Here is a 21433-nt window from a genome sequence, read left to right on the forward strand (position 1 = left end):
ACCATCCACTTGACCTACATCAATCGTCACGAAGAATGCGCTCGCCCTCGGTGTCTATGTCTTCAAACTGCCCCCGGTAGATGGCCCACCACAATCCAGCCAGAATGAAAAAAACCAACAGAACGGACAGCGGGATCAGCAAAAAAAGAATGTCCATCAATCCTTCTCCAGAGTGGGCAGCGCAGCAGACAGGCGCAGCGCATTGAGCACCACCAGCAGCGAACTCAGGGCCATGCCCAGCCCGGCCAGCCAGGCGGGCAACCAGCCCAGCACGGCCAGGGGCACGCAGACGGCGTTATAGAGGGCGGCCCAGCAAAGGTTTTGCCGCACAATTTTTAGAGTGCGACGGGCTTGCAGAAAGGCCTGAGCCACGCTGCCCAGCCGCTCGCTCAGCACGACAAAATCGGCTTGGGCCTGAGCCAGGGGAACCGCCTGCCCGAAGGCAAACGAGACATGAGCGCCCGCCAGCACCGGGCCGTCGTTCAAACCATCGCCCACCATGACCACCTTGCGCCCCAGGGTCTGCAAACCGCGCAGAAAGACCAGCTTGTCCTGCGGCGTGCAGCCGCCTTTAGCTTGTTGAATACCAGCCTGCTGCGCCACGCGGGCCACTGATTCGGGCACATCGCCCGATAGGAGATGGACTTGCACGCCCTGGGCGAGCAACGCGGCCACGGTGGAGCGGGCATCGGCGCGCAAGTCCTCACGCAGCTCGAAAGTGGCCAGCCAGCCCTGCTCATCGCTGAGGCAGGCGTGCAAGGCGTCCGTGAGCGGCAAGGCCACACCGCAAAATTGAGCCGATCCCAGGCGAGCCGATATCGCCGCGCGTCCTGATCCAACCCAGGCAAGACGTCCCGACAGGCCTTGACCGGCGCTCTCATGCACCGCTTGGGCCAACCAGCCAGCCGGCTGCGCCGCCAGCGCCCGCGACACCGGATGCAGGGAATGCTGCGCCAACGCGGCCGCCATGGCCAGGGCGTCGTCCCGGGTCAGCCCTTCACGCGTGTGCACCTTGTCCAGCACAAAGGCATCGCGCGTCAGGGTGCCGGTCTTGTCAAACACCACCGTGTCGGCAGTGGCCAGGGTTTCCAGCGCCTGCAGGCGGCGCACCAGCACGCCACGACGCGCCAGAGCGCCGGCGCTGGCCAGCATGGCCGCCGGCGTGGCAAGTGACAGCGCACAGGGGCAGGTAACGATCAGCACCGCCACCGCCACCATCAGCGCATGACCCGGATCATGCGACCACCACCAGGACGCAGCACCACCCGCAGCCAGCAACACAAACATCAGGAAAGGCTTGGCGATGCGGTCGGCCAGTTGCGCCAGTTGCGGCTTGGAGGTCGAGGCAGTTTCCATCAAGGCCACGATCTGGGCAAAGCGCGTCTGGGCGCCGGTGTGCTCTACCCGCAGCACGACGGCAGCCGACAGGTTGTGGCTGCCCGCAATCACGGCCTCACCCACGCCGCGTGACAAGGGACGCGACTCACCGGTCAGCAAAGCCTCGTCGGCCAGCGTAGCGCCCTCCAGAATGCGCCCATCCGCCGGAAAAACCTCGCCCGGCAGCACCCTAATGACGTCGCCGGCATTCAGGCGACGCACCGCCACGCGCTCGAAAACACCGTTGCTGGCGCGCCGCTCCACGCTGTCGGGCAAACGGTTCATCAAGGCCTCCAGCGCCCCGGCGGTGCGATCCCGCAGGCGCAACTCCAGCCAGCGTCCCGTCAGCAGGAAAAACACAAACATGGTGAAGGAGTCGAAATACACTTCGGCGCCGAAAATGCCCGTGGGCTCGAAGGTCCCCAGGGCACTCACCACAAAGGTGATCACCATGCCCAGCGCGACCGGCAAATCCATGCTGACGCGGCGCTGGCGCAGATCGCGCAGCGCATTGCCAAAGAAGGGCGCACAGGAAAACAGCAGCACCGGCAGCGACAGCAACCACGAGGCCCAGCGCAGCAACTGCGCCATATCGGGCGCTAGGTCACCCGGCTCGGCCACGTAGGCCGGCCACGCGTACATCATCACCTGCATCATGCACATGCCGGCCACGCCTAGGCGCCACAGCGCCTTGCGCGTTTCGGCGCGGCGCCGGTCATTGGAAAAAGCGTCATTGGCCGGCACGGCCGGATAACCGGCTTGGGCCGCGGCCTGCATCCAGCCCGAGGGTTTGATGGACTGGTCCGACCAGACAATGCGGCCACGGTGGCTGGCCGCACTGACCTCGGCCGACAGTACGCCGGACACACGCCGCAAGGCGTCTTCTATGGTGAGGGCGCAGGCGGCGCAGTGCATGCCCTCAAACACCACGCTAGATTCCCAGCACGCCGGCTGCTCCGGCAGAGGTCGGCTGAAAGCCGACCACTCCTGCGGGTCATCGAGCAAGGCCAGCGACTCGGCCTTGCTGGCACCAGCATCGGACCGGCCGGCTAGCGGCAAGGAAAAAGGAGACGGACCGGCCACTTGCATAAGCAAGGAGCTTAAGGGCTTGATTGCCAGCCCCCCTTGATTTGCATCAAGCTATGGGGCGACAAAACGTCTCAAGTATCCCTAGAGTTCCTTCACCGCCGCTAGCCGGCGCATGACCTGCTGAACCACATCGCTTTGCATGTCACGGTAAAGCAAGCCTTCTTCGGCTTCCTTGGCCAGCACCGCCGACTCGTTAAAGCTGATGTCGCGCTGCAACGCAATCTCGCTCGCCGGAATCAACTCCTTGCCCGCCAGGGTACGCAGCCTGAAGCTAAAGCGCAGCCGCAGCTGGAACTCGCGCACCTGACCGGTGGCATTGAGGCTGAGCACCACTTTCTCGCGCTGATCAGACAAGACCTCAAGAATCACCTGCGCCTCGTTGATCTGGCGCGCATCGGTGATCACCTTGACCTTGCCGGTGGACTGCAGCGATCTTTTCAGCTCCACCCCCAGCGGCGACGATTCGGGCAGGCCGCTGTACAGGGTGGTGAAAGCGAAATTGGGCGCCTTGCGCAGCGCAAAGCCGCAGCCGCTCAAGCTCAGGGCGGCAGCCGATGCCGCCAGGGACAGTAAAGCGACGCGACGCTGCATGGGGAGCCTTATCCTGAGTGATCTCAAACGACGATGTTGACCAGACGGCCAGGCACCACGATGACCTTCTTGGCGGGCGCACCTGCGGCCTGCTTGAGGAAGGCCTCGGACAGCAGCGCTGCCGCCTCAATCGCAGCCTTGTCGGCGCCTGCCGGCACGGTCACCGAACCACGCAGCTTGCCGTTGATTTGCAGCATCAGCTCGATCTCGTCCTGTACCAGAGCGGATGGGTCCACCTCGGGCCAGGGCGCGTCCAGCAACTCGCCAAACTGGGCGGCATAGTCCAGTTCCGACCACAGCGCGTGCGCCAGGTGCGGCGTTGCCGGATACAGGCAGCGCAGCAAAATACCCAGGCCTTCGCGCAGGGCCGCCACGGCCTCGCCGGACAACTCGCCCTTGAAGTCCTCCAGCGCGTTGAGCAGCTTCATGCCACCGGAGACGACGGTGTTGTACTGCATGCGCTGGTAGTCGTAGTCAATTTGCTTGAGCACGTTGTGCACTTCCAGCCTGAGCGCCTTGACTTCCTTGCCCAAAGTGGCTGCAGCGCCCGTCCCACCTTCGCCACCAGCTCCCAAATCAATAGCATTCAATTTCACGCCGAAATTCCAGACACGGCGCAGGAAACGGTAAGAGCCTTCGACGCCGGCATCATTCCACTCCAGCGTGGCTTCCGGCGGCGAGGTGAACATGGTGTACAGGCGCGCGGTATCGGCGCCGTATTTTTCGATCAGGTCCTGCGGATCAACACCATTGTTCTTGGACTTGGACATGGTGCCCACGCCCTCGTAGTCGATGGCGGTGCCCACGGGCAGCTCGCCCACCGCATTCACCAGCTTGGCGCCGATGATCTTGCCGCTCTCGTCGTGCACATGCTCGACGTCATGCGGCCAGAAATACTCCTTGCCGCCCTTGTCGGAGCGGCGCGAGTAGATGTGGTTCAGCACCATGCCCTGGGTCAGCAGCTTGGTGAAGGGCTCGTCGACCTTGACCAGCCCGAGGTCGCGCATCACCTTGGTCCAGAAGCGCGCATACAGCAAATGCAGGATGGCGTGTTCGATGCCGCCTATGTACTGATCCATGCCGCTGCCGCCGGCGGCCTGGTTCTGGTCGCGCATCCAGTAGTCGGTGCCGGCGCCCACCATGGCCTCGCTGTTTTTCGGATCGCAGTAGCGCATGAAATACCAGGAGCTGTCCACAAAGGTGTCCATGGTGTCGGTTTCACGCCGCGCGGCCTTGCCGCACACCGGGCACACCACGCCGGCATGAAAACCGGCGTGCTTGTGCAGCGGATTGCCCGAGCCGTCAGGAATGCAATCCATGGGCAGCACCACCGGCAAGTCCTTCTCAGGCACCGGCACGGCGCCGTGCTCTTCGCAGTGGATGATGGGAATCGGCGTGCCCCAGTAGCGCTGGCGACTCACGCCCCAGTCGCGCAGGCGCCAGGTGGTTTTTTTCTCGCCCAGGCCCAAGGCTGCCAAATCGGCCGCCACCGCCTCTACACAGGCCTTGAATGCCAGGCCGTCGTACTTGCCGGAGTGGATGGCCACGCCCTGCTGTTTGTCGCCATACCAGTCGGCCCAGGCCTCAAGGCTGTAGGCCTGGCCCTTCACATCGGTAACCTGCTTGATCGGCAGACCGTATTTTTTGGCGAATTCAAAATCGCGCTCGTCGTGCGCCGGCACGCCCATGACGGCACCGTCGCCGTAGCTCATGAGGACGTAGTTGCCGATCCAGACCTCGACCTGCGCGCCGGTCAGCGGATGCGTGACGAAGAGGCCGGTGGGCTGGCCTTTTTTCTCCTGCGTGGCCAGCTCGGCTTCGGTGGTGCCGCCGGCCTTGCATTCGGCGATGAAGGCGGCCAGCTGGGGGCTCGATGCGGCCGCATGCAGGGCCAGCGGGTGCTCGGGCGCCACGGCGCAAAAGGTCACACCCATGATGGTGTCGGCGCGCGTGGTGAAGACATACATCTTGCCGTCGCCGATCAGCTGGCCATCGCTGCCCTGGATGGCATGGGTGAAGGCAAAGCGCACGCCTTCGCTCTTGCCTATCCAGTTTTCCTGCATCAGCCTGACGCGCTCGGGCCAGCCCGGCAGTTTGTGCTGCACGCTGTCCAGCAGCTCTTCGGCGTAGTCGGTGATCTTCAGGTAGTAGCCGGGAATCTCACGCTTTTCAACGGTGGCGCCGGTGCGCCAACCCTTGCCGTCTATCACCTGTTCGTTGGCCAGCACGGTCTGGTCCACCGGGTCCCAGTTGACGACCTGGGTCTTGCGATAGGCAATGCCTTTTTCCAGCATCTTCAGGAACAGCCACTGGTTCCACTTGTAATAACTTGGATCGCAGGTGGCGATCTCGCGGCTCCAGTCGATCGCCAGCCCCATCGCCTGCATCTGCTTTTTCATGTAGGCGATGTTGTCGTAGGTCCACTGCGCCGGCGGCACACCATTTTTCAGCGCGGCGTTTTCAGCCGGCAGGCCGAAAGCGTCCCAGCCCATGGGCATGAGCACGTTGTAGCCCTTCATGCGCAGATAGCGCGCCAGCATGTCGTTGATGGTGTAGTTGCGCACATGGCCCATATGCAGCTTGCCACTGGGGTAGGGCAGCATGGAGCAGGCGTAGTACTTTTTCCGGTTCGCGTCTTCGCTCACGCGATAGGCATCGGTAGCGGTCCAGTGGGTTTGAGCATTGCGCTCGACGTCAAGGTGCTGGTATTTGTCTTGCATGGATAGATTGCCCCGGGCTTTCAATCGCCAAGGGCCGTTGATAACGGCGAAAAAACGCAAAAAACACGGAAAAGGACAAAGACGATAGCGCGCTTTTCAGGGCGACTGGTCGTCGTGCTTGGGGCCAATTTTACGGGCCAGTCATAGGCTTGGCCTCGGCCACAAAGCCGATGCGGTTCAAGCCGGCTTTTTGCGCCGCGCCCATCACCTCCACCACCCGGCCATAAGGCACGGCGGCATCGGCCCGCAACTGGACTTCGGTGTCGGGATTCTGGCGCGCCGTCTCGCTCAAGCTCAGGGCCAGCTCTTCAGACTGTACCGGCTTGTCATTCAAAAAAGCCTGGCCAGTCTGATCGACCACCAGGGTGACGAACTGGCGGGCATCGACCGGTTTGGCCGCATCGGTTTTGGGCAGCTCCAGCCTGATGGTGCTGGCCAACAAGGGCGCGGTGATGATGAATATGACCACCAGCACCAGCATCACATCGACCAAGGGCGTCACATTGATGTCGCTCATGGGCCGCGGCCCCTGCGTGCGTTCCAGCCTGCCGAAAGCCATATCAGATTGCCCCCACGCCTAGCCCTGGTGCGCCAGCAATTCGCGCAAATCGCGCGCAAAGCCTTCGAGGTCGGCTTCAATGCGGCCAATGGTGCGGCCAAAAACGTTGTAGGCCAGCACGGCGGGAATCGCCACCACCAGGCCGGCGGCCGTCATGATGAGCGCCTCACCGACCGGCCCCGACACCTGGTCTATCGTGACCTGCCCCGAAGTCGCCATGCCGGTCAAGGCATGGTAAATCCCCCAAACCGTGCCCAGCAGGCCCACGAAAGGCGCGGTGGAGCCTACCGTGGCCAGCAAGACCTGGCCAAACTGCAGCTTTTGCAGGACGGCGTGCAAGGCATCACGCAGCATGCGGGTGAGCTGCTGCGCCCTGTCGCCGGCCAGGGCCAGCGTGCCCTCGCCGGTGATGCGGGTCGCGGCAATCAGCGGCAGCACCAGCGCTTCGCGGTCAAAGGCGGCGACCTTTTCGCGGGCCGACTCGACCGAGGGCGATTGCCAGAACGCGGCCGTGCTGCGCGCCACGTCGCCCAAAGCCCGCCGCAGCAGCCAGCCCTTCCAGAAAATCACCACCCAGCTGGCCACTGACATGGCCAACAACAACACCACTACCCCCTGGCTGATCAGGCCACCTTGCGTGATGAGGGTCAGCAGACTCATGCCCCTGTCACTTCAAATTCAACACATCAAACATGTCAAACAGGCCGGTCGCGTGAGCATCCAGGAAACGGGCGGCACGCAAGCTGCCCTGGGAGTAGCCGGCCCGATTCGATGATTTGTGGCTGATCTCTATGCGCTCGCCGGTGCCCAGGAACATCACGGTGTGGTCGCCCACGACGTCACCACCGCGCACGGCGGCAAAGCCGATGCTGGACGGGTCGCGCTCGCCGGTTAGGCCCTCGCGCCCATAGACGGCGCAATCTTTCAGATTCCGGCCCAGGGCGTCGGCAATCACCTCGCCCATCTTGAGCGCCGTGCCTGAGGGCGCGTCCACCTTGTGGCGGTGGTGCGCTTCGATGATCTCTATGTCGTAACCGGTGGCCATGGCCTTGGCCGCCATCTCCAGCAACTTGAACGTGACGTTCACGCCCACGCTCATGTTGGGTGCCATGACGATGGCAATGTCCTTGGCGGCGGCGGCAATCTCGGCCTTTTGCGCCTCCGAGAAACCGGTGGTGCCTATCACCAGCTTGACACCCAGTTCGCGGCAAACCGCCAGGTGCGCCAAGGTGCCTTCTGGCCGGGTGAAATCAATCAGCACGGAGGAGTTCTGCAGGCCCTGGCGAATATCCGACTGGATCAGAACACCGCTGGCGCGACCGGTAAAGCCGTTGGCATCGAGGCCTATGGCCGGGCTGGTGGCCACATCCAGCGCGCCCGTCAGTTGGCAGTCGTCGCTGGCATTGAGCGCTTCTATCAGCATCTGGCCCATACGGCCACTCGCGCCCGCGATGGCAATCCGGTGAGGGCGCGCTTCTGTCATGAGTTGTCCGTTCATTGCTTGGGGCTTTCCAGCGGCGGGTAGGCCGTAGGGGCGGCTGGCTCACTTGCGGCGGCAAGGCTTGGGCTTGGCGCGGTGGCCGGCGCCTTGGCCGCCGCCTTGTTCAGTTGCTCTTCGGTCGCCTCCAGGGGTGGCACTGCGCCCAGCTTGCGTTGGTTGGTCAGCTTGGAGATGAACTCCGCCTCGCTAGGCATGGCATCGCCCTCAAAGCGCTCCAGCTGGTCGGCCTTGAAATACACCGTGTATTTGAAGGACTGGGGCTCGACGCCTTGACGCTTCAGGGTGAACACATAGTCCCAGCGGTCGGCGTGAAACAGGCTGGCCATCAGGGGCGTACCCATCAGCGCCTTGACCTGATCGCGCGTCATGCCAGCCTGGAGTTGCTCGACCTGCTCTTTGGAGACGAAATTGCCCTGGATGACGTCGACCTTGTAGGGGGTGATCCAGTTGACCGGATTGACGGCGCTGCTGCTCATGCCGCTGGTCACACTGCTGCAGGCCCCCAGCATCACACATGCGATGACGATGAGAGCTTTTTGGACGCCGTAATGATGATTTGCAGACATGGCAGGCATAGTAGGAGGTGTAGCGATATGATTGACCATTGTAGCGGCTGGGTGCATCCCGGCCCGCTCCCACACCGCACGGGGCCGCAGCCCATTTCCCCCGGAGAGATTCCCATGAGCAATATTGACGAACTAAAAAACACCGGCCTTAAGGCGACCTTGCCGCGCCTGAAGATTCTTGAGATTTTTCAAGCGGGCAAACAACGCCACATGACGGCAGAAGACGTGTTCCGGGTCCTGCTGGAAGACCGCTCGGATATCGGCCTGGCCACGGTTTATCGGGTTCTGACCCAGTTCGAGCAGGCTGGCCTGCTCAATCGCAGCAATTTCGAGTCCGGCAAGGCCGTTTATGAAATCAATGAAGGCCAGCACCACGACCACCTGGTCTGTCTGGACTGCGGCAAGGTCGAGGAGTTTTACGACGCCGAGATTGAAAAACGCCAGCATGCGGTCGCCGAAGCCAAGGGTTTCGCCATCGCCGACCATTCACTGTCCATGTATGCCAATTGCACCAAGGAAAACTGCCCGAACCGGGGCGGCGTACCGATACGCCACCATCACAGCTAAAACCTAATAAAAACCGGCTTCAGCCCAATTACCACGGGCGGATGCAGCTATTTATTCAGTAGCAGATAGCCGCAAGGCCCAAGCTCAGTCGTCCTGCTCCATCGCCCGGCGGTGGCGCTCGACAAACTCCTGATAGGTGTTGATGCCGCGCAGCTGCAAAATGGCATTGCGCACCGCGGCCTCGACCAGCACGGCGATATTGCGGCCAGCCTCGACCTGAATGATGACCTTGCGCACCGGTATTCCCAGCAAATCCTGCGTCAGCGGTTCGTAGGGAATGCGTTCGTAGTCGCGCTCCAGCGTCTCGCGGCGCACCAGGTGCACGATCATCTTGAGCCGCATCTTGCGGCGCACCGCCGTCTCGCCAAAAATAGCCTTGATGTCCAGCAGGCCTATGCCGCGCACTTCGAGCAGGTTTTGCAGCAGATCCGGGCAGCGCCCCTCAATCGTGGTCTGGTTGATGCGAAACAGGTCCACCGCATCGTCGGCCACCAGGCCGTGGCCGCGCGAGATCAGCTCCAGCCCCAGCTCGCTTTTCCCCAGGCCAGACTCGCCGGTAATCATCACGCCCATGCCCAGAATGTCCATGAACACGCCGTGCATGGAGGTGCGATCGGCAAAATGCTTGGACAGGTAGGCCCGCAGCACGTCGATCACAAAGGCCGCCGAATCCGGCGTGGCAAACATGGGCAATTGCGCGCGTTCGCACATCGACAGCAGCGTATCGGGTGCCGTCTGGCCATCGGCCACCACCAGCACCGGAGGTTCCAGCGTGATGATGCGCGAGATGCGGCGGGCACAGTCCTCGGCACTGCCATTGGTGAGGTAGGCGACTTCGCGCTCGCCCAGAATCTGCACCCGGTAAGGATGGATGTAATTGAGGTAGCCGACCAGATCGGCCCCAGAGCGCGCCGCGCGCACCGCCACCTCGTCAAAGCGCCGCTCTGAAGCGCCCAGACCGGCGACCCACTCCCATTTCAGGGCGGCACGGTGGTCTTCAAACAAAACGTCCGCACTGACAACTGTAGGTTTCATGCAGACTTGTTGCTCAAGAGCCGGAGGAGCTGATTTCGTGGGCCGAATGCCAGGAGGCAATCAGCTGGTGCAGCAGCGCCGCATCGGTACTGGTCTTGAGCTGCTCGCGCAGCGTGCCGTCACTGAGCAGCTCGGCAATTTCAGAGAGGATTTCCAGGTGTTTCTGGGTCGCGGCTTCCGGAACCAGCAAAAACACCAGCAAGGTCACGGCCTGTTCATCCGGCGCATCGAAACCGATGGCCGCCTGCAACTGGAACACGGCGGCCATGGGCGCCTTCAGGCCCTTGATGCGGCCATGCGGAATGGCCACGCCATGACCCAGCCCGGTGGAGCCGAGGCGCTCTCGGGCAAACAGGCTGTCGGTGATCAGGGCGCGATTCAGACCATGCTGATTTTCGAACAGCAGGCCCGCTTCTTCAAACGCGCGCTTTTTACTCGTCGCTTCAACGCGGACCAGTACTTGGGAGGGGGGCAAAATTTGCGAAAGACGGTTCATAACAATCTTGAGTCGCCGAATTATGCACTTTGCAGCGAATCAAGGTGAAAAGGCATAAAAAAACCGCCTGACAATGCAAGCGGTTCGCGGAAAAACGAATCAACTCAAGTCACGCTTAAAACTCGTGGCACAAAGCGCTACGCCTAGACGTCGCGTTTGGCAGTTGCGTGATGATGATCCTGGACTTTTGTTTTGTAGCGCCCTACCTGTCGATCCAGCTTGTCAGTCAACTCATCGACGGCGGCGTAAAGATCAGCGTGCGAACTTTCGGCAAACAGGTCACGGCCTTTGACATGGACATTGCACTCGGCCCGCTGGCGTCTTTCCTTTTCCTGCGTGTTGTCCACTGTCAAGAGAACTTTCACATCCACTACCTGGTCGAAATGCCGGGTAATACGATCCAGCTTGCTCGTCACATAGCCACGCAGTGCGGGGGTAACTTCAAGATGGTGACCGCTGATCGTCAAATTCATAAAGGAACTCCTTTTCCAAAGTAGGAACTGGTTGAAAACACCGCCATCCCAGCGATGGTGAGGCGGCAGACGGGGACACTCTCTTGACTTCACTATGCGCCCGAAACCCTGTATTTGCAAGGCATGCGGGCGGCATTTAATGCAACGTTTAGCAAAACTCCATAACCTGAGCCGCACCCCGACAAGAGCTTGAAAATTGGCTCAAAAAAAAGAGCGCCTTAGCGCTTGATTTACTCTTTGCCTACCCATATCTGGCGTAAATTTTTAGGCCTTTCCGGCTACTGTCGCGGCCCGCTGGCGTGACTTTCACCCAAGACCCCCCACCTCACCCGAGCGCGTTTAGCGCGCCTATGGGCAACGCCGCAGGCGCTGCCGGGGGCCACAAGTTGCCGACTTTTCGACACCCGCCAACGCCGCGTCGGCGCTAGATAAAGCCGGGTTGCAATGCCATAATCGCGGCTTATTCATTATGGAGAAATCCTTGGAAAGCAGCCCCAGTCGCTAGCTTTCAGCACCACAGACTGATGCCCATGGCGCCAGGAAGGGAGTTGAAAGCGATGCCACCATCCCCCCTCTCCTTCTCGCAACCAGGCCCCGACTCATGCCTGGTGCGGACCCTTGGACATTGATAGGCCGTCAGTCATGCTCAATATTTTCACGCTTGCCAACGGCAGGCTTTTCCAGGAAGAAATCGAGTCCCTGGAAGAACTCTCCAAATTCCAGCCCATCTGGGTGGACCTGGAATCCCCGACGCCCGAAGAAAAACGCTGGATCAAGCAGTATTACGGCCTGTCCATTCCCGAAGATGCGATGGACGAGGACATCGAGGAGTCGGCCCGCTTTTACGAAGAAGACAACGGCGAGCTGCACATCCGTTCCGACTTCCTGATTGCCGATGATGTTGAGCCCCGCACGGTGCGCGTGGCCTTCATCCTGAATCTGGTGAATGACGACCTCAAAAGCAAGGGCGTGCTGTTTTCCATTCACGATGAGGATGTGCCGGTATTCAGGCTGCTGCGCATGCGTGCGCGGCGCGCGCCAGGACTGCTTGAAGACGCCAAGGAAGTGCTGCTCAAGCTGTTTGACGCCGATGCCGAATATTCCGCCGACACCCTGGAAGGCATTTACGTCGAACTCGAAAAGGTCAGCGCCCAGGTGCTGTCGGGGGACGTGACCGATGCCCTGGCCGGCGAAGTGCTGGGCGCCATTGCCCGCCACGAGGACTTGAACGGCCGCATACGTCGCAACATGATGGACACGCGACGCGCCGTCAGCTTCATGATGCGCAGCAAGATGCTGAACGCCGAGCAGTTCGAGGAGGCGCGGCAGATTCTGCGCGACATCGACTCGCTGGACTCGCACACCGCCTTCCTGTTCGACAAAATCAACTTTTTGATGGATGCCACGGTCGGTTTCATCAACATCAACCAGAACAAGATCATCAAGCTGTTCTCGGTGGCCAGCGTGGCGCTACTGCCGCCCACCCTGGTGGCCAGCAGCTACGGCATGAACTTCGACTTCATGCCCGAATTGAAATGGGCCTGGGGCTACCCCCTGGCGCTGCTGCTGATGGCCGTCAGCGCCCTGGTGCCCATGTGGTACTTCAGAAAACGCGGCTGGCTCAAGTAATCAACCAAAATATTTAGCGAAATACGCCTCTGACCCTTTATACAAGGGCGCAAGACGCTATTTTATTTATAGCGTTTTTAAAAACTGTTCGACCATCAGGCGCGCATAGCGACTGGCCACCTCGTCGACAAAGCGAGGGAAATCGATATGAGCGCTGTCATCGGCGCGGTCTGAAATGGTGCGCACGGCGGCAAAGGGCAGGCCGTAGTCCTGACAGACTTGCGCCACTGCCGCGCCCTCCATCTCCACCGCCAGCACGGGATGGCCGGCAGCCATCAGGGCATCGCGCAACACCCTGGACTCTTCTGCCCCAGAGACAAAGCGATCACCGCTGGCAATCAGGCCCTGATGTACACGGGCGCCAGGGAAGCTCTGGACTGCCCCAGCCTCCTGGCCCCCGGAGGGCTCACTTGCCAGCGCGGCGCAAGCCGCCTTGAACAGCAGGGCCGTCAGCGCCGCGTCCGCCTGGAAGCGGGTCCGGCCATACAAGGGCACTTCGTAACGCGGAAACAGCGGCGAGGCATCCAGGTCATGCTGCACGAAATCAGTGGCGACCACCACATCGCCCACACTCACGCCCTCACCCAAGCCACCGGCCACGCCGGTAAACACAATGCGCTGCACGCCCAAACGCTCTATCAAGGCGGTGGCGGTGGTGGCGGCAGCGACCTTGCCAATTTTCGACAATGCCAGCACAACAGGCTGGCCATGCAGTTCGCCCAGCCAGAAGTCACGGCCAGCATGGCTGAGCTTGCGCGGCTGCTGCAACAAGTCGATCAGGCCATGCTGCTCCTGGGCGAGGGCACTGAGAATGGCGGTAGGCGCGGTGGCAGGCTGGAGGTGAAATGACATCGGCTGATTTTGCCGCCAAAGCACTTGTCGGCAAGGCATAGGCAAAAAAAGAGGCGACTCGCGTCGCCCCTGGAAAACCTTTTCAGGCTCTAAAACTGTTGTCTTGCGATTGCGTTAAACGCTCACTTCTTGTCGCGCAACTCCCGACGCAGGATTTTTCCCACTGGCGTTTTGGGTAGGTCGGCACGAAACTCGATCAACTTGGGCTGTTTGTAGCCGGTGAGATTGGCCCTGCAGTAGTCACGCACCTGCGCCTCGCTCAAGTCGGGATTCTTCTTGACAATCACCAGCTTGACGGCTTCACCCGTCTTCTCGTCGGCCACGCCGACGCAGGCGCACTCCATCACGCCATCCATCTTGCCCACCACGTCCTCGATCTCATTGGGATAGACATTGAAACCGCTGACCAGAATCATGTCCTTCTTGCGATCCACGATCTTGAAGAAGCCGTTGGCATCCTGCACGCCGATGTCGCCGGATTTGAAATAGCCATCGAGCGTCATGACCTTGGCGGTTTCATCGGGACGCTGCCAGTAGCCGGCCATGACTTGCGGGCCCTTGATGGCGATCTCGCCAGGCTGGCCGGGCGGCACTTCGTTGCCGTCGTCATCCAGCAGCTTGAAGTAGGTCCCGGGAATCGGCACGCCAATGGTGCCGGTAAAGGCCTTGCTATTGGTCGGGTTGCAGCTGGCCGAAGGCGAGGTCTCCGAGAGGCCATAGCCCTCGCAGACCGGGCAACCGGTTTTCGCCAGCCACAGCTTGGCCACCGCGCTTTGCACAGCCATGCCGCCACCCAGAGAAATTTTCAGATGCGACCAATCCACGGTATTGAAGTCCGGGTGATTGGCCAGGCCGTTAAACAGCGTGTTGACGGCCGGAAAGCTGTTGACCTTGTGCTTGGAGAGCTCCTTGAGCACCGCCGGAAGATCACGCGGGTTGGGGATCAGGATGTTTTTGCCGCCGGTACGCATGCCCAGCATCATGTTCACGGTAAAGGCGAAGATGTGATACAGCGGCAGCGCGCAGACATAGACCGGTTGCACACCGGCCGGCATGCTGGCCATGGCCGGGCCGTTCCAGGCCTCCGATTGCAGCACGTTGGCAATCACGTTGCGATGCAGCAGCACCGCGCCCTTGGAGACGCCGGTGGTGCCGCCGGTGTACTGCAGCACGGCCACGTCGTCGGGTTTGATGTCGGGGCGTTTGAGCGTGCCACGGGTGCCCTGAGCCAGCGCCTCGTTAAAGCGCACCGCGCCCGGCAGGTTGAAAGCCGGCACCATCTTCTTGACGTTGCGCACCACATAGTTGACCAGCGTGCCCTTGAGCAGCCCCAGCTGGTCGCCCATGGCGCACAGCACCACATGCTTGACCGGCGTGCTGGCAATGCACTGCTCCAGCGTGTTGGCAAAATTCTCGATGATGACAATGGCCTTGGCACCCGAGTCCTTCAACTGGTGCTCCAGCTCGCGCGGCGTGTAGAGCGGATTGACATTGACCACCACATAACCGGCACGCAGTATGGCGGCGACAGCCACCGGGTACTGCGGCACGTTGGGCATCATGATGGCGACGCGGTCGCCCTTGGCCAGACCCAGGCCTTGCAGGTAGGCGGCAAAGGCGAGCGACAGGCTGTCGATCTGGCCGAAGCTGATCTCCTTGCCCATGAAGCTGTAAGCCACGCGGCTGCCATGCTTCTTGAAACTCTCCTCCATCAAGGCCACCAGCGACGGGTACTGTGACGGGTCTATATCCGCGGGAACGTCCGCGGGATAGGCCTTGAGCCACGGGCGGTCAATGGTGGATGCATTCATGCTTGTCGTCTCCATTACGTCTGCTTACTGCTCCGCATTCTCAGGGCAGACCCATGTCATGACTATTACGTTTTCCCTAGGAAGCCGAAGAAATCCAAAGAGAGACGCCTCTAATCGAAGCGCGCCATGGCTGAAAACCAGCCAGGCGCAGGCCGCCCGATTATTCGATCGCCTTGCCCATGTCTTCAATCACCTTTTTGGCGTCGCCAAACACCATCATGGTCTTGTCCATGTAAAAGAGTTCGTTGTCCAGACCGGCATAGCCGGCCGCCATGGAGCGCTTGTTGACGATGACGGTCTTGGCCTTGTAGGCCTCCAGAATCGGCATGCCGTAAATCGCGCTGCCCTTGACATGCGCAGCCGGGTTCACCACGTCGTTGGCGCCCAGAATGATGGCCACATCGGCCTGGCCGAACTCGGCGTTGATGTCTTCCATCTCGAACACCTGGTCATAAGGCACTTCGGCCTCGGCCAGCAAAACGTTCATGTGGCCAGGCATGCGGCCGGCCACCGGGTGAATCGCGTACTTGACTTTCACACCCTTGTGGATGAGTTTTTCGGCCAGCTCGTTGACCGCATGCTGGGCTCGCGCCACCGCTAGGCCGTAGCCCGGCACGATGATCACGGTCTCGGCATTGCCCAGGATGTAGGCCGCGTCGTCGGCCGAACCCGACTTGACCGGGCGCTGCTCTTTGGCCCCGGCCGTAGCTGTCGCGGCTTCACCGCCAAACCCCCCCAGGATCACGTTGAAGAAGGAGCGGTTCATCGCCTTGCACATGATGTAGGACAGGATGGCGCCCGACGACCCGACCAGCGAACCGGCAATGATCAACATGGCGTTGTTGAGCGAAAAGCCGATGCCGGCCGCGGCCCAGCCCGAGTAACTGTTGAGCATGGACACCACCACCGGCATGTCGGCCCCGCCTATCGGAATGATGATCAGAACACCCATCACGAAGGCCAGTGCCAGCATGGCAAAAAAGGCCGGCCAGCTTTCAGTGAAAACAAACACCAGCCCCAATGCCACCATGGCCAGGCCCAGCACCAGGTTGAGCATGTGCTGGCCCTTGAACTGCACCGGCGCGCCCTGGAACAAGCGGAACTTGTACTTGCCCGACAGTTTGCCGAAAGCGATCACCGAACCACTGAAGGTGATGGCGCCTATGGCCGCTCCCAGAAACAACTCCAGCCGGTTGCCCGCCGGAATCGGGAAGCGCGCCAGGCCTTCAAACACCACCGTGCCCACGGGCGTGCTGGCGCCCAGCAAGGCGGCGATGGGCTTGCCGGTGATGCCAAAGGCCCAGGGCTCGGCCACTGCGGCCACCGCGATGAACACCGCCGCCAGGCCGATCATGCTGTGCATGAAGGCCACCAGCTCAGGCATCTTGGTCATCTCGACGCGTTTGGCCATCAAGGTGCCGGCACCACCACCAACCACCAAGGCCGCCAGCACGTAAACCATGCCCTCGGCCTTGCCGCCCGAAGTCTCCACGATCAGCGCGCCCGTGGTCAGCACGGCGATCGCCATGCCCAGCATGCCAAATACATTGCCACGAATCGAGGTGGTCGGATGCGACAGGCCTTTAAGCGCCTGGATGAAAAAAACCGAAGCCACCAAGTAGAGCAGCGTAACGAGGTTCATGCTCATTTGGCCGCTCCTTCTACCGCGCCTGGCGTGACGGCTGGGGCTTTCTTTTCCTTCTTCCTGAACATCTCAAGCATCCGGCGCGTCACCAGAAAGCCGCCGAAGACGTTCACCGCCGCCAGCGCCACGGCCAGCACGCCCATGGTCTTGCCCAGGCCAGTTTCAGTCAGTGCCGCGGCCAGCATGGCGCCGACGATGACGATGGCCGAGATCGCGTTGGTCACCGCCATCAGCGGCGTATGCAATGCCGGCGTGACGGTCCAGACCACGTGGTAGCCCACGTAAATGGCCAATACAAAAATAATCAGGTTGATGATGGTGGGTGACACGACATCCATGGTCTTCTCCTCTTGTCCGTAAAGGGCGGCGCTGGGCTGGCCCCGAATTGATTTATTTCTTTTTGACTTCGCCGTTTTGCGTCATCAGACAGGCCGCCACGATATCGTCCTCAAGATCGATAGTGAGCGCACCGTCCTTGCTGATGATGAGCTTGAGGAAGTCGAGCAGGTTGCGTGCGTAGAGCGCGCTGGCATCGGCCGCCACCAAAGCCGGCAGATTGGTCTCGCCGATCAGCGTCACGCCGTTCTTGATCACGGTTTTCCCGGGCTCGGTCAGCGGGCAGTTGCCGCCTTGCGGCGCCGCCAGGTCAACAATCACGCTACCGGGCTTCATGGACTTGACCATCTCTTCGGTCACCAGCACCGGTGCGGCGCGGCCGGGGATCAGTGCGGTGGTGATGACCACATCGGCCTGCGCCACGCGCTTGGCGACTTCCGCCTTCTGGCGCTCCAGCCAGCTGGCCGGCATGGGCTTGGCATAACCACCCACGCCGACGGCGGCTTCGCGCTCTTCATCGGTTTCATAGGCCACGTCAATGAACTTGGCGCCCAGCGATTCGACCTGCTCCTTCACGCTGGGGCGCACGTCGCTGGCTTCAATCACGGCGCCCAGGCGCTTGGCCGTGGCAATGGCCTGCAGGCCGGCCACGCCAACACCCAGGATCACCACGCGGGCGGCCTTGACCGTGCCGGCGGCCGTCATCAGCATGGGGAAGAAGCGCTGGTATTTTTCGGCCGCCATCATCACGGCCTTGTAGCCGGCGATGTTGGCCTGCGACGACAACACGTCCATGCTTTGCGCACGGCTGGTGCGTGGCGCGGCTTCCAGCGCAAACGAAGTCAACTGGGCCGCGGCCAGCCTTTGCAGACCGCTCGCATCAAAGGGGTTGAGCATGCCGACCAGCACGCCGCCGGAGCGGGCCAGCGCCATTTCACTGTCCAGCGGGCAGCGCACCTTGAGCACGATGTCGGCGGCATAAGCGCCTGCGGCATCGGTGATCTCGACACCGACCGCGGCATAAGCCTCATCGGTCACGCTGGCTGCGACGCCGGCTCCCGACTGAACCCGGACCGTATGGCCCTGGGATTTGAGCTTCTTCGCGGTTTCGGGCGTCATAGCGACGCGTGTTTCTCCAGCCGTGATTTCGGCGGGTACCCCAATCAGCATGGGTGTCTCCTCAGTATTTTGTTTTTTTGGAGGCTCCAGGTGAGCCGCGTTTGCATTTTCAGCTGGCTTGGAGCTTACATGAGTTTCATCAACTCTTCTCAAAGCAGACTGGCTTCCATGACTACAGGGCAAGCCCAAAGACAGCAGCCCCATCAGCCGTGCTTGCCGGCTGATGGGGCTGCGTCTGAAATGTCGGTGCAGACTGCTGTTCGTGGCCCTTACTTCGCCGTCGGCATCACGAATTCGGCACCCTTGCCTATGCTTTCGGGCCAGCGCTGCATGATGGATTTTTGCTTGGTGTAGAAGCGAACACCCTCTTCGCCATATGCGTGCATGTCGCCGAACAGACTCTTCTTCCAGCCGCCGAAACCATGCCAGGCCATGGGCACAGGAATGGGCACATTGATGCCGACCATACCAACCTGAATGCGGCGACCGAATTCCCGGGCCACGTGGCCGTCGCGGGTAAAGCAGCTCACACCGTTGCCAAATTCGTGGGCGTTGATCAGGTCAACCGCCTGTGCGAAGTCCTTCACCCGCACGCAACCGAGCACCGGTCCGAAGATCTCTTCCTTGTAGATGCGCATCTCGGGCGTGACATGGTCAAACAGCGTGCCGCCCATCCAGAAACCGTTGTCGCAACCCTCGCCGGCGCTGGCGCCCTTGAACGTGCGACCGTCGACCAGCATCTTCGCGCCTTCCTTGACGCCCTGCTCGATGTAGCCGGTGATGCGCTCATGTGCCGCACGGGTCACGATGGGGCCCATCTCAGCGGCCAGGTTCTCGCCGTTCAGCACTTGCAGCGTCTTGGTGCGCGCTTGCAGCATAGGCACCAGTTTGTCCGCCACGTCACCGACCAGCACGGCGACAGAAATCGCCATGCAGCGCTCGCCGGCAGAGCCATAACCCGCGCCGATCAAGGCATCCACGGCTTGCTCCAGATCGGCATCGGGCATGACGACCATGTGGTTCTTCGCGCCACCCAAAGCCTGCACGCGCTTGCCGTGGTGGGCGCCGGTTTCGTAGATGTAGTTGGCGATGGGGGTTGAACCGACAAAGCTGATGGCCTTCACGTCAGGGTGCACCAGCAAGGCGTCCACGGCCTCCTTGTCACCCTGCACGACGTTGAACACGCCGTGCGGCAATCCGGCCTGCGTCAGCAACTCGGCCATGAAGAGGCTGGGTGTCGGATCAATCGGGCTGGGCTTGAGCACAAAGGTGTTGCCCGCGGCAATGGCCACCGGAAACATCCACATCGGCACCATGACGGGGAAGTTGAAAGGCGTGATGCCGGCCACCACACCAAGCGGCTGGCGCAAGGTCCAGTTGTCTATGCCCGTGGAGACCTGATCGGTGAAGTCACCCTTGAGCAATTGCGGAATGCCGCAGGCAAATTCGACGATGTCTATGCCGCGCGCGACTTCGCCCTGCGCATCGGTGAACACCTTGCCGTGCTCGGCCGTGATCATGTGGGCCAGCTTGTCCTTGTTCTGGTTCAGCAATTCAAGGAACTTGAACATCACACGGGCGCGGCGGATGGGCGGCGTGTCCGCCCAGGCCGGGAAAGCCGCTTGCGCCGACGCGACCGCAGCCTGCACTTCGGCCGTGCTGGCCAGAGCCACCTTGGCAGAGACCGCGCCGGTGGCGGGATTGAAAACATCCTGGCTACGGCCAGCTGGCGGCGTGACGGTACGCCCCTGGATGTAGTGACCGATGGTGGCGAGAGAAGAAGACATGACGGGCAATCCTTTGAAATGGCGGGGGCAACAGGCCCCATCAACTTGGCAAACTGCAGTCTAGGCGCCACCGAGGCAATTGATAATGCCCATTTTTCCGATTACATTGTTCACTTTTCTGAACAATCAAACCTTTCTCACCTTATCCCTAAGGGGTCCCGTCCGTGTCTTCCGACCAGCTCTCTCCCCTGATCGCCGACCTGCACCTTCTCACGGTGCTGGCCGCCACCCGCAGCTTTACCGAAACCGCGCGCCGCCTGGGTGTTTCCAAGGCATCGGCCAGCATGCGCATCAGCGAGCTGGAGCGCGCCGCCGGGGTCTTGCTGGTGCGCCGCACCACGCGCTCGGTTGGCCTGACCGAGGCCGGCCAGCAACTGGTCCATGAAATGCAGCCGGCCTTCAACCGCATCAGCGAAAGCTATAACGCGGCCCGCGACCTGGTCGGCGCACCGCGCGGCCTGGTCCGGGTGACGGCACCGGTCGCGCTGGGGCGCCAGCACCTGGCGCCTTGCGTGGCGGCCTTTTTGCAACGCTTTCCCGACATTCACATCGAGCTGGAGCTGACCGACCGTTTCGTCAACCTGGCCAACGAAGGTTTCGATCTGGCCATACGCCACACCAACACCGTGCCCGAGACCCATGTGGCCTGGGTGCTGTGCGAAACCCGCGCCAGCCTGATGGCCAGCCCGCAGTATCTGGCGCGGCGCGGCATGCCCATGCATCCGTCCGAGTTGAGCGCGCACGACTGCCTGCTCTACCTGCGCGACAGCCATGCCGGCAACTGGACCTTTGTGCGCCAGCTGGCGCGCAAGGGCAAGCGCCAGTTCGCCGAGCCGGCGCTGGAGCGCCTTGGCGTCAGCGTCGCCGGCACGCTCAAGGTCAACAACAGCGAGGTGCTGCGCGACGCCCTGCTGGCCGGCCTGGGCATAGGCCTGCTGCCGGACTTCAGCATGCCGCTGGACATGGCCCCCACGCTTGTCGCTGCGCGTACTGCGCTGCCCCCCGAGGGGGCTGGCCTTGCTTGGGGCGGCCCGGCGCAGCGGCCTATGACCCCCGCGCTGTCCACCTGCCAGACGCTGGTGCCGGTCTTGCCCGACTGGCAGGTGCAGGGCTTTTTCGGCGAGCGCATTTACGCCCTGCGGCCCTGGTCGGCCCAAGTGCCCAAGGCGGTGCAATGCCTGGTCGAGCATTTGCGCCAGAGCTTTGCCCAGGGGTTCGGTGCCGCGATGGCGTCGCCCGCGCCTCGTTAAGGCCGGTGTCATGAAGGACACGGATAATGC

Annotated in this window: 20 protein-coding genes; 3 read left to right on the forward strand and 17 right to left on the reverse strand. The window is 61.7% G+C overall.

Translation table 11 applies throughout. From position 1 onward, the window contains the following. Positions 1 to 19 precede the first annotated feature (19 nt). The 8 genes from ccoS to BM160_RS11620 all read right to left on the reverse strand — a co-directional run bounded on the left by ccoS (position 20) and on the right by BM160_RS11620 (position 8403). Complete coding sequence (gene ccoS, locus BM160_RS11585) at positions 20 to 157, reverse strand: cbb3-type cytochrome oxidase assembly protein CcoS (protein WP_092005224.1); 138 nt, start codon at positions 155 to 157, stop codon at positions 20 to 22. Continuing rightward, entirely contained in the window at positions 157 to 2466 is a 2310-nt protein-coding gene (locus BM160_RS11590) for a heavy metal translocating P-type ATPase (RefSeq protein WP_092005227.1), read from the reverse strand. The genes ccoS and BM160_RS11590 overlap by 1 nt, the downstream gene beginning before the upstream one ends. Before the next feature lie 81 nt (positions 2467 to 2547). Next, positions 2548 to 3057 (reverse strand): LPS-assembly lipoprotein LptE, encoded by a 510-nt coding sequence (lptE, locus tag BM160_RS11595; RefSeq protein WP_092005230.1) that lies wholly within the window; start codon positions 3055 to 3057, stop codon positions 2548 to 2550. Positions 3058 to 3080: 23 nt separating this feature from the next. Next, positions 3081 to 5777 carry a leucine--tRNA ligase gene (leuS, locus tag BM160_RS11600; protein ID WP_092005233.1) on the reverse strand — a complete coding sequence of 899 codons (2697 nt, stop codon included), beginning with the start codon at positions 5775 to 5777 and terminating at the stop codon, positions 3081 to 3083. A 130-nt stretch (positions 5778 to 5907) separates the two neighbouring features. Further along, on the reverse strand, positions 5908 to 6336 hold the full coding sequence (locus BM160_RS11605; protein ID WP_092005236.1) for an ExbD/TolR family protein: 429 nt from the start codon (positions 6334 to 6336) through the stop codon (positions 5908 to 5910). An 18-nt stretch (positions 6337 to 6354) separates the two neighbouring features. After that, positions 6355 to 6996, reverse strand: coding sequence for a MotA/TolQ/ExbB proton channel family protein (locus BM160_RS11610; RefSeq protein WP_092005239.1), 642 nt, complete (start codon positions 6994 to 6996; stop codon positions 6355 to 6357). 7 nt (positions 6997 to 7003) lie between these two features. Further along, positions 7004 to 7819: a 4-hydroxy-tetrahydrodipicolinate reductase gene (gene dapB, locus BM160_RS11615; protein WP_092005411.1), complete on the reverse strand. Its 816-nt coding sequence runs from the start codon at positions 7817 to 7819 to the stop codon at positions 7004 to 7006. Between the two features lie 11 nt (positions 7820 to 7830). Beyond that, positions 7831 to 8403, reverse strand: coding sequence for an outer membrane protein assembly factor BamE (locus BM160_RS11620; RefSeq protein ID WP_092005414.1), 573 nt, complete (start codon positions 8401 to 8403; stop codon positions 7831 to 7833). Between the two features lie 114 nt (positions 8404 to 8517). Here BM160_RS11620 and fur point away from each other — a divergent pair, with 114 nt between their 5' ends. Continuing rightward, the gene (gene fur / locus BM160_RS11625; RefSeq protein WP_092005241.1) at positions 8518 to 8970 is read left to right on the forward strand and encodes a ferric iron uptake transcriptional regulator; all 453 of its coding nucleotides are present in this window, start codon (positions 8518 to 8520) and stop codon (positions 8968 to 8970) included. A gap of 84 nt (positions 8971 to 9054) precedes the next feature. Here the strand turns inward: fur and hprK are convergent, their stop codons facing one another. The 3 genes from hprK to hpf all read right to left on the reverse strand — a co-directional run bounded on the left by hprK (position 9055) and on the right by hpf (position 10974). Further along, positions 9055 to 10005 (reverse strand): HPr(Ser) kinase/phosphatase, encoded by a 951-nt coding sequence (gene hprK, locus BM160_RS11630; protein ID WP_092005244.1) that lies wholly within the window; start codon positions 10003 to 10005, stop codon positions 9055 to 9057. A 13-nt stretch (positions 10006 to 10018) separates the two neighbouring features. Then, complete coding sequence (locus BM160_RS11635) at positions 10019 to 10501, reverse strand: PTS sugar transporter subunit IIA (RefSeq protein WP_092005247.1); 483 nt, start codon at positions 10499 to 10501, stop codon at positions 10019 to 10021. Positions 10502 to 10644: 143 nt separating this feature from the next. Further along, positions 10645 to 10974 carry a ribosome hibernation-promoting factor, HPF/YfiA family gene (gene hpf, locus BM160_RS11640; protein ID WP_092005250.1) on the reverse strand — a complete coding sequence of 110 codons (330 nt, stop codon included), beginning with the start codon at positions 10972 to 10974 and terminating at the stop codon, positions 10645 to 10647. Between the two features lie 642 nt (positions 10975 to 11616). On the opposite strand from hpf, the gene corA reads away from it, so the two are divergent. After that, positions 11617 to 12603, forward strand: a complete 987-nt coding sequence (gene corA / locus BM160_RS11645; protein WP_092005253.1) for a magnesium/cobalt transporter CorA — start codon at positions 11617 to 11619, stop codon at positions 12601 to 12603. Between the two features lie 66 nt (positions 12604 to 12669). Here the strand turns inward: corA and BM160_RS11650 are convergent, their stop codons facing one another. The 6 genes from BM160_RS11650 to BM160_RS11675 form a co-directional block, all read right to left on the reverse strand. Continuing rightward, positions 12670 to 13455, reverse strand: a complete 786-nt coding sequence (locus tag BM160_RS11650; protein WP_092005257.1) for a 5'-methylthioadenosine/adenosylhomocysteine nucleosidase — start codon at positions 13453 to 13455, stop codon at positions 12670 to 12672. Between the two features lie 122 nt (positions 13456 to 13577). Then, on the reverse strand, positions 13578 to 15266 hold the full coding sequence (locus BM160_RS11655; RefSeq protein ID WP_092005261.1) for a long-chain-fatty-acid--CoA ligase: 1689 nt from the start codon (positions 15264 to 15266) through the stop codon (positions 13578 to 13580). 160 nt (positions 15267 to 15426) lie between these two features. After that, complete coding sequence (locus BM160_RS11660; RefSeq protein WP_092005264.1) at positions 15427 to 16914, reverse strand: NAD(P)(+) transhydrogenase (Re/Si-specific) subunit beta; 1488 nt, start codon at positions 16912 to 16914, stop codon at positions 15427 to 15429. Further along, a complete protein-coding gene (locus BM160_RS11665) occupies positions 16911 to 17249 on the reverse strand; it encodes an NAD(P) transhydrogenase subunit alpha part 2 (RefSeq protein ID WP_092005267.1) in 339 nt (112 codons plus the stop codon). Before BM160_RS11665 ends, BM160_RS11660 begins: the two co-directional genes overlap by 4 nt. Positions 17250 to 17301: 52 nt before the next feature. Then, the gene (locus BM160_RS11670; protein WP_092005270.1) at positions 17302 to 18417 is read right to left on the reverse strand and encodes a Re/Si-specific NAD(P)(+) transhydrogenase subunit alpha; all 1116 of its coding nucleotides are present in this window, start codon (positions 18415 to 18417) and stop codon (positions 17302 to 17304) included. A gap of 218 nt (positions 18418 to 18635) precedes the next feature. After that, positions 18636 to 20153, reverse strand: a complete 1518-nt coding sequence (locus BM160_RS11675) for a CoA-acylating methylmalonate-semialdehyde dehydrogenase (RefSeq protein WP_092005273.1) — start codon at positions 20151 to 20153, stop codon at positions 18636 to 18638. 164 nt (positions 20154 to 20317) lie between these two features. Between BM160_RS11675 and BM160_RS11680 the strand changes: the two genes are divergently transcribed. Further along, positions 20318 to 21403 (forward strand): LysR family transcriptional regulator, encoded by a 1086-nt coding sequence (locus BM160_RS11680; RefSeq protein WP_092005276.1) that lies wholly within the window; start codon positions 20318 to 20320, stop codon positions 21401 to 21403. Positions 21404 to 21433 lie beyond the last annotated feature (30 nt).

Source organism: Polaromonas sp. OV174 (genome assembly GCF_900112285.1).
GTDB lineage: Bacteria > Pseudomonadota > Gammaproteobacteria > Burkholderiales > Burkholderiaceae_C > Polaromonas.

Bases quoted from the DNA above. Each gene is read 5' to 3' on its own strand.
- ccoS (WP_092005224.1), bottom strand. From the start codon at position 157: ATGGACATTCTTTTTTTGCTGATCCCGCTGTCCGTTCTGTTGGTTTTT.
- BM160_RS11590 (WP_092005227.1), bottom strand. From the start codon at position 2,466: ATGCAAGTGGCCGGTCCGTCTCCTTTTTCCTTGCCGCTAGCCGGCCGG.
- lptE (WP_092005230.1), bottom strand. From the start codon at position 3,057: ATGCAGCGTCGCGTCGCTTTACTGTCCCTGGCGGCATCGGCTGCCGCC.
- leuS (WP_092005233.1), bottom strand. From the start codon at position 5,777: ATGCAAGACAAATACCAGCACCTTGACGTCGAGCGCAATGCTCAAACC.
- BM160_RS11605 (WP_092005236.1), bottom strand. From the start codon at position 6,336: ATGGCTTTCGGCAGGCTGGAACGCACGCAGGGGCCGCGGCCCATGAGC.
- BM160_RS11610 (WP_092005239.1), bottom strand. From the start codon at position 6,996: ATGAGTCTGCTGACCCTCATCACGCAAGGTGGCCTGATCAGCCAGGGG.
- dapB (WP_092005411.1), bottom strand. From the start codon at position 7,819: ATGACAGAAGCGCGCCCTCACCGGATTGCCATCGCGGGCGCGAGTGGC.
- BM160_RS11620 (WP_092005414.1), bottom strand. From the start codon at position 8,403: ATGTCTGCAAATCATCATTACGGCGTCCAAAAAGCTCTCATCGTCATC.
- fur (WP_092005241.1), top strand. From the start codon at position 8,518: ATGAGCAATATTGACGAACTAAAAAACACCGGCCTTAAGGCGACCTTG.
- hprK (WP_092005244.1), bottom strand. From the start codon at position 10,005: ATGAAACCTACAGTTGTCAGTGCGGACGTTTTGTTTGAAGACCACCGT.
- BM160_RS11635 (WP_092005247.1), bottom strand. From the start codon at position 10,501: ATGAACCGTCTTTCGCAAATTTTGCCCCCCTCCCAAGTACTGGTCCGC.
- hpf (WP_092005250.1), bottom strand. From the start codon at position 10,974: ATGAATTTGACGATCAGCGGTCACCATCTTGAAGTTACCCCCGCACTG.
- corA (WP_092005253.1), top strand. From the start codon at position 11,617: ATGCTCAATATTTTCACGCTTGCCAACGGCAGGCTTTTCCAGGAAGAA.
- BM160_RS11650 (WP_092005257.1), bottom strand. From the start codon at position 13,455: ATGTCATTTCACCTCCAGCCTGCCACCGCGCCTACCGCCATTCTCAGT.
- BM160_RS11655 (WP_092005261.1), bottom strand. From the start codon at position 15,266: ATGAATGCATCCACCATTGACCGCCCGTGGCTCAAGGCCTATCCCGCG.
- BM160_RS11660 (WP_092005264.1), bottom strand. From the start codon at position 16,914: ATGAGCATGAACCTCGTTACGCTGCTCTACTTGGTGGCTTCGGTTTTT.
- BM160_RS11665 (WP_092005267.1), bottom strand. From the start codon at position 17,249: ATGGATGTCGTGTCACCCACCATCATCAACCTGATTATTTTTGTATTG.
- BM160_RS11670 (WP_092005270.1), bottom strand. From the start codon at position 18,417: ATGCTGATTGGGGTACCCGCCGAAATCACGGCTGGAGAAACACGCGTC.
- BM160_RS11675 (WP_092005273.1), bottom strand. From the start codon at position 20,153: ATGTCTTCTTCTCTCGCCACCATCGGTCACTACATCCAGGGGCGTACC.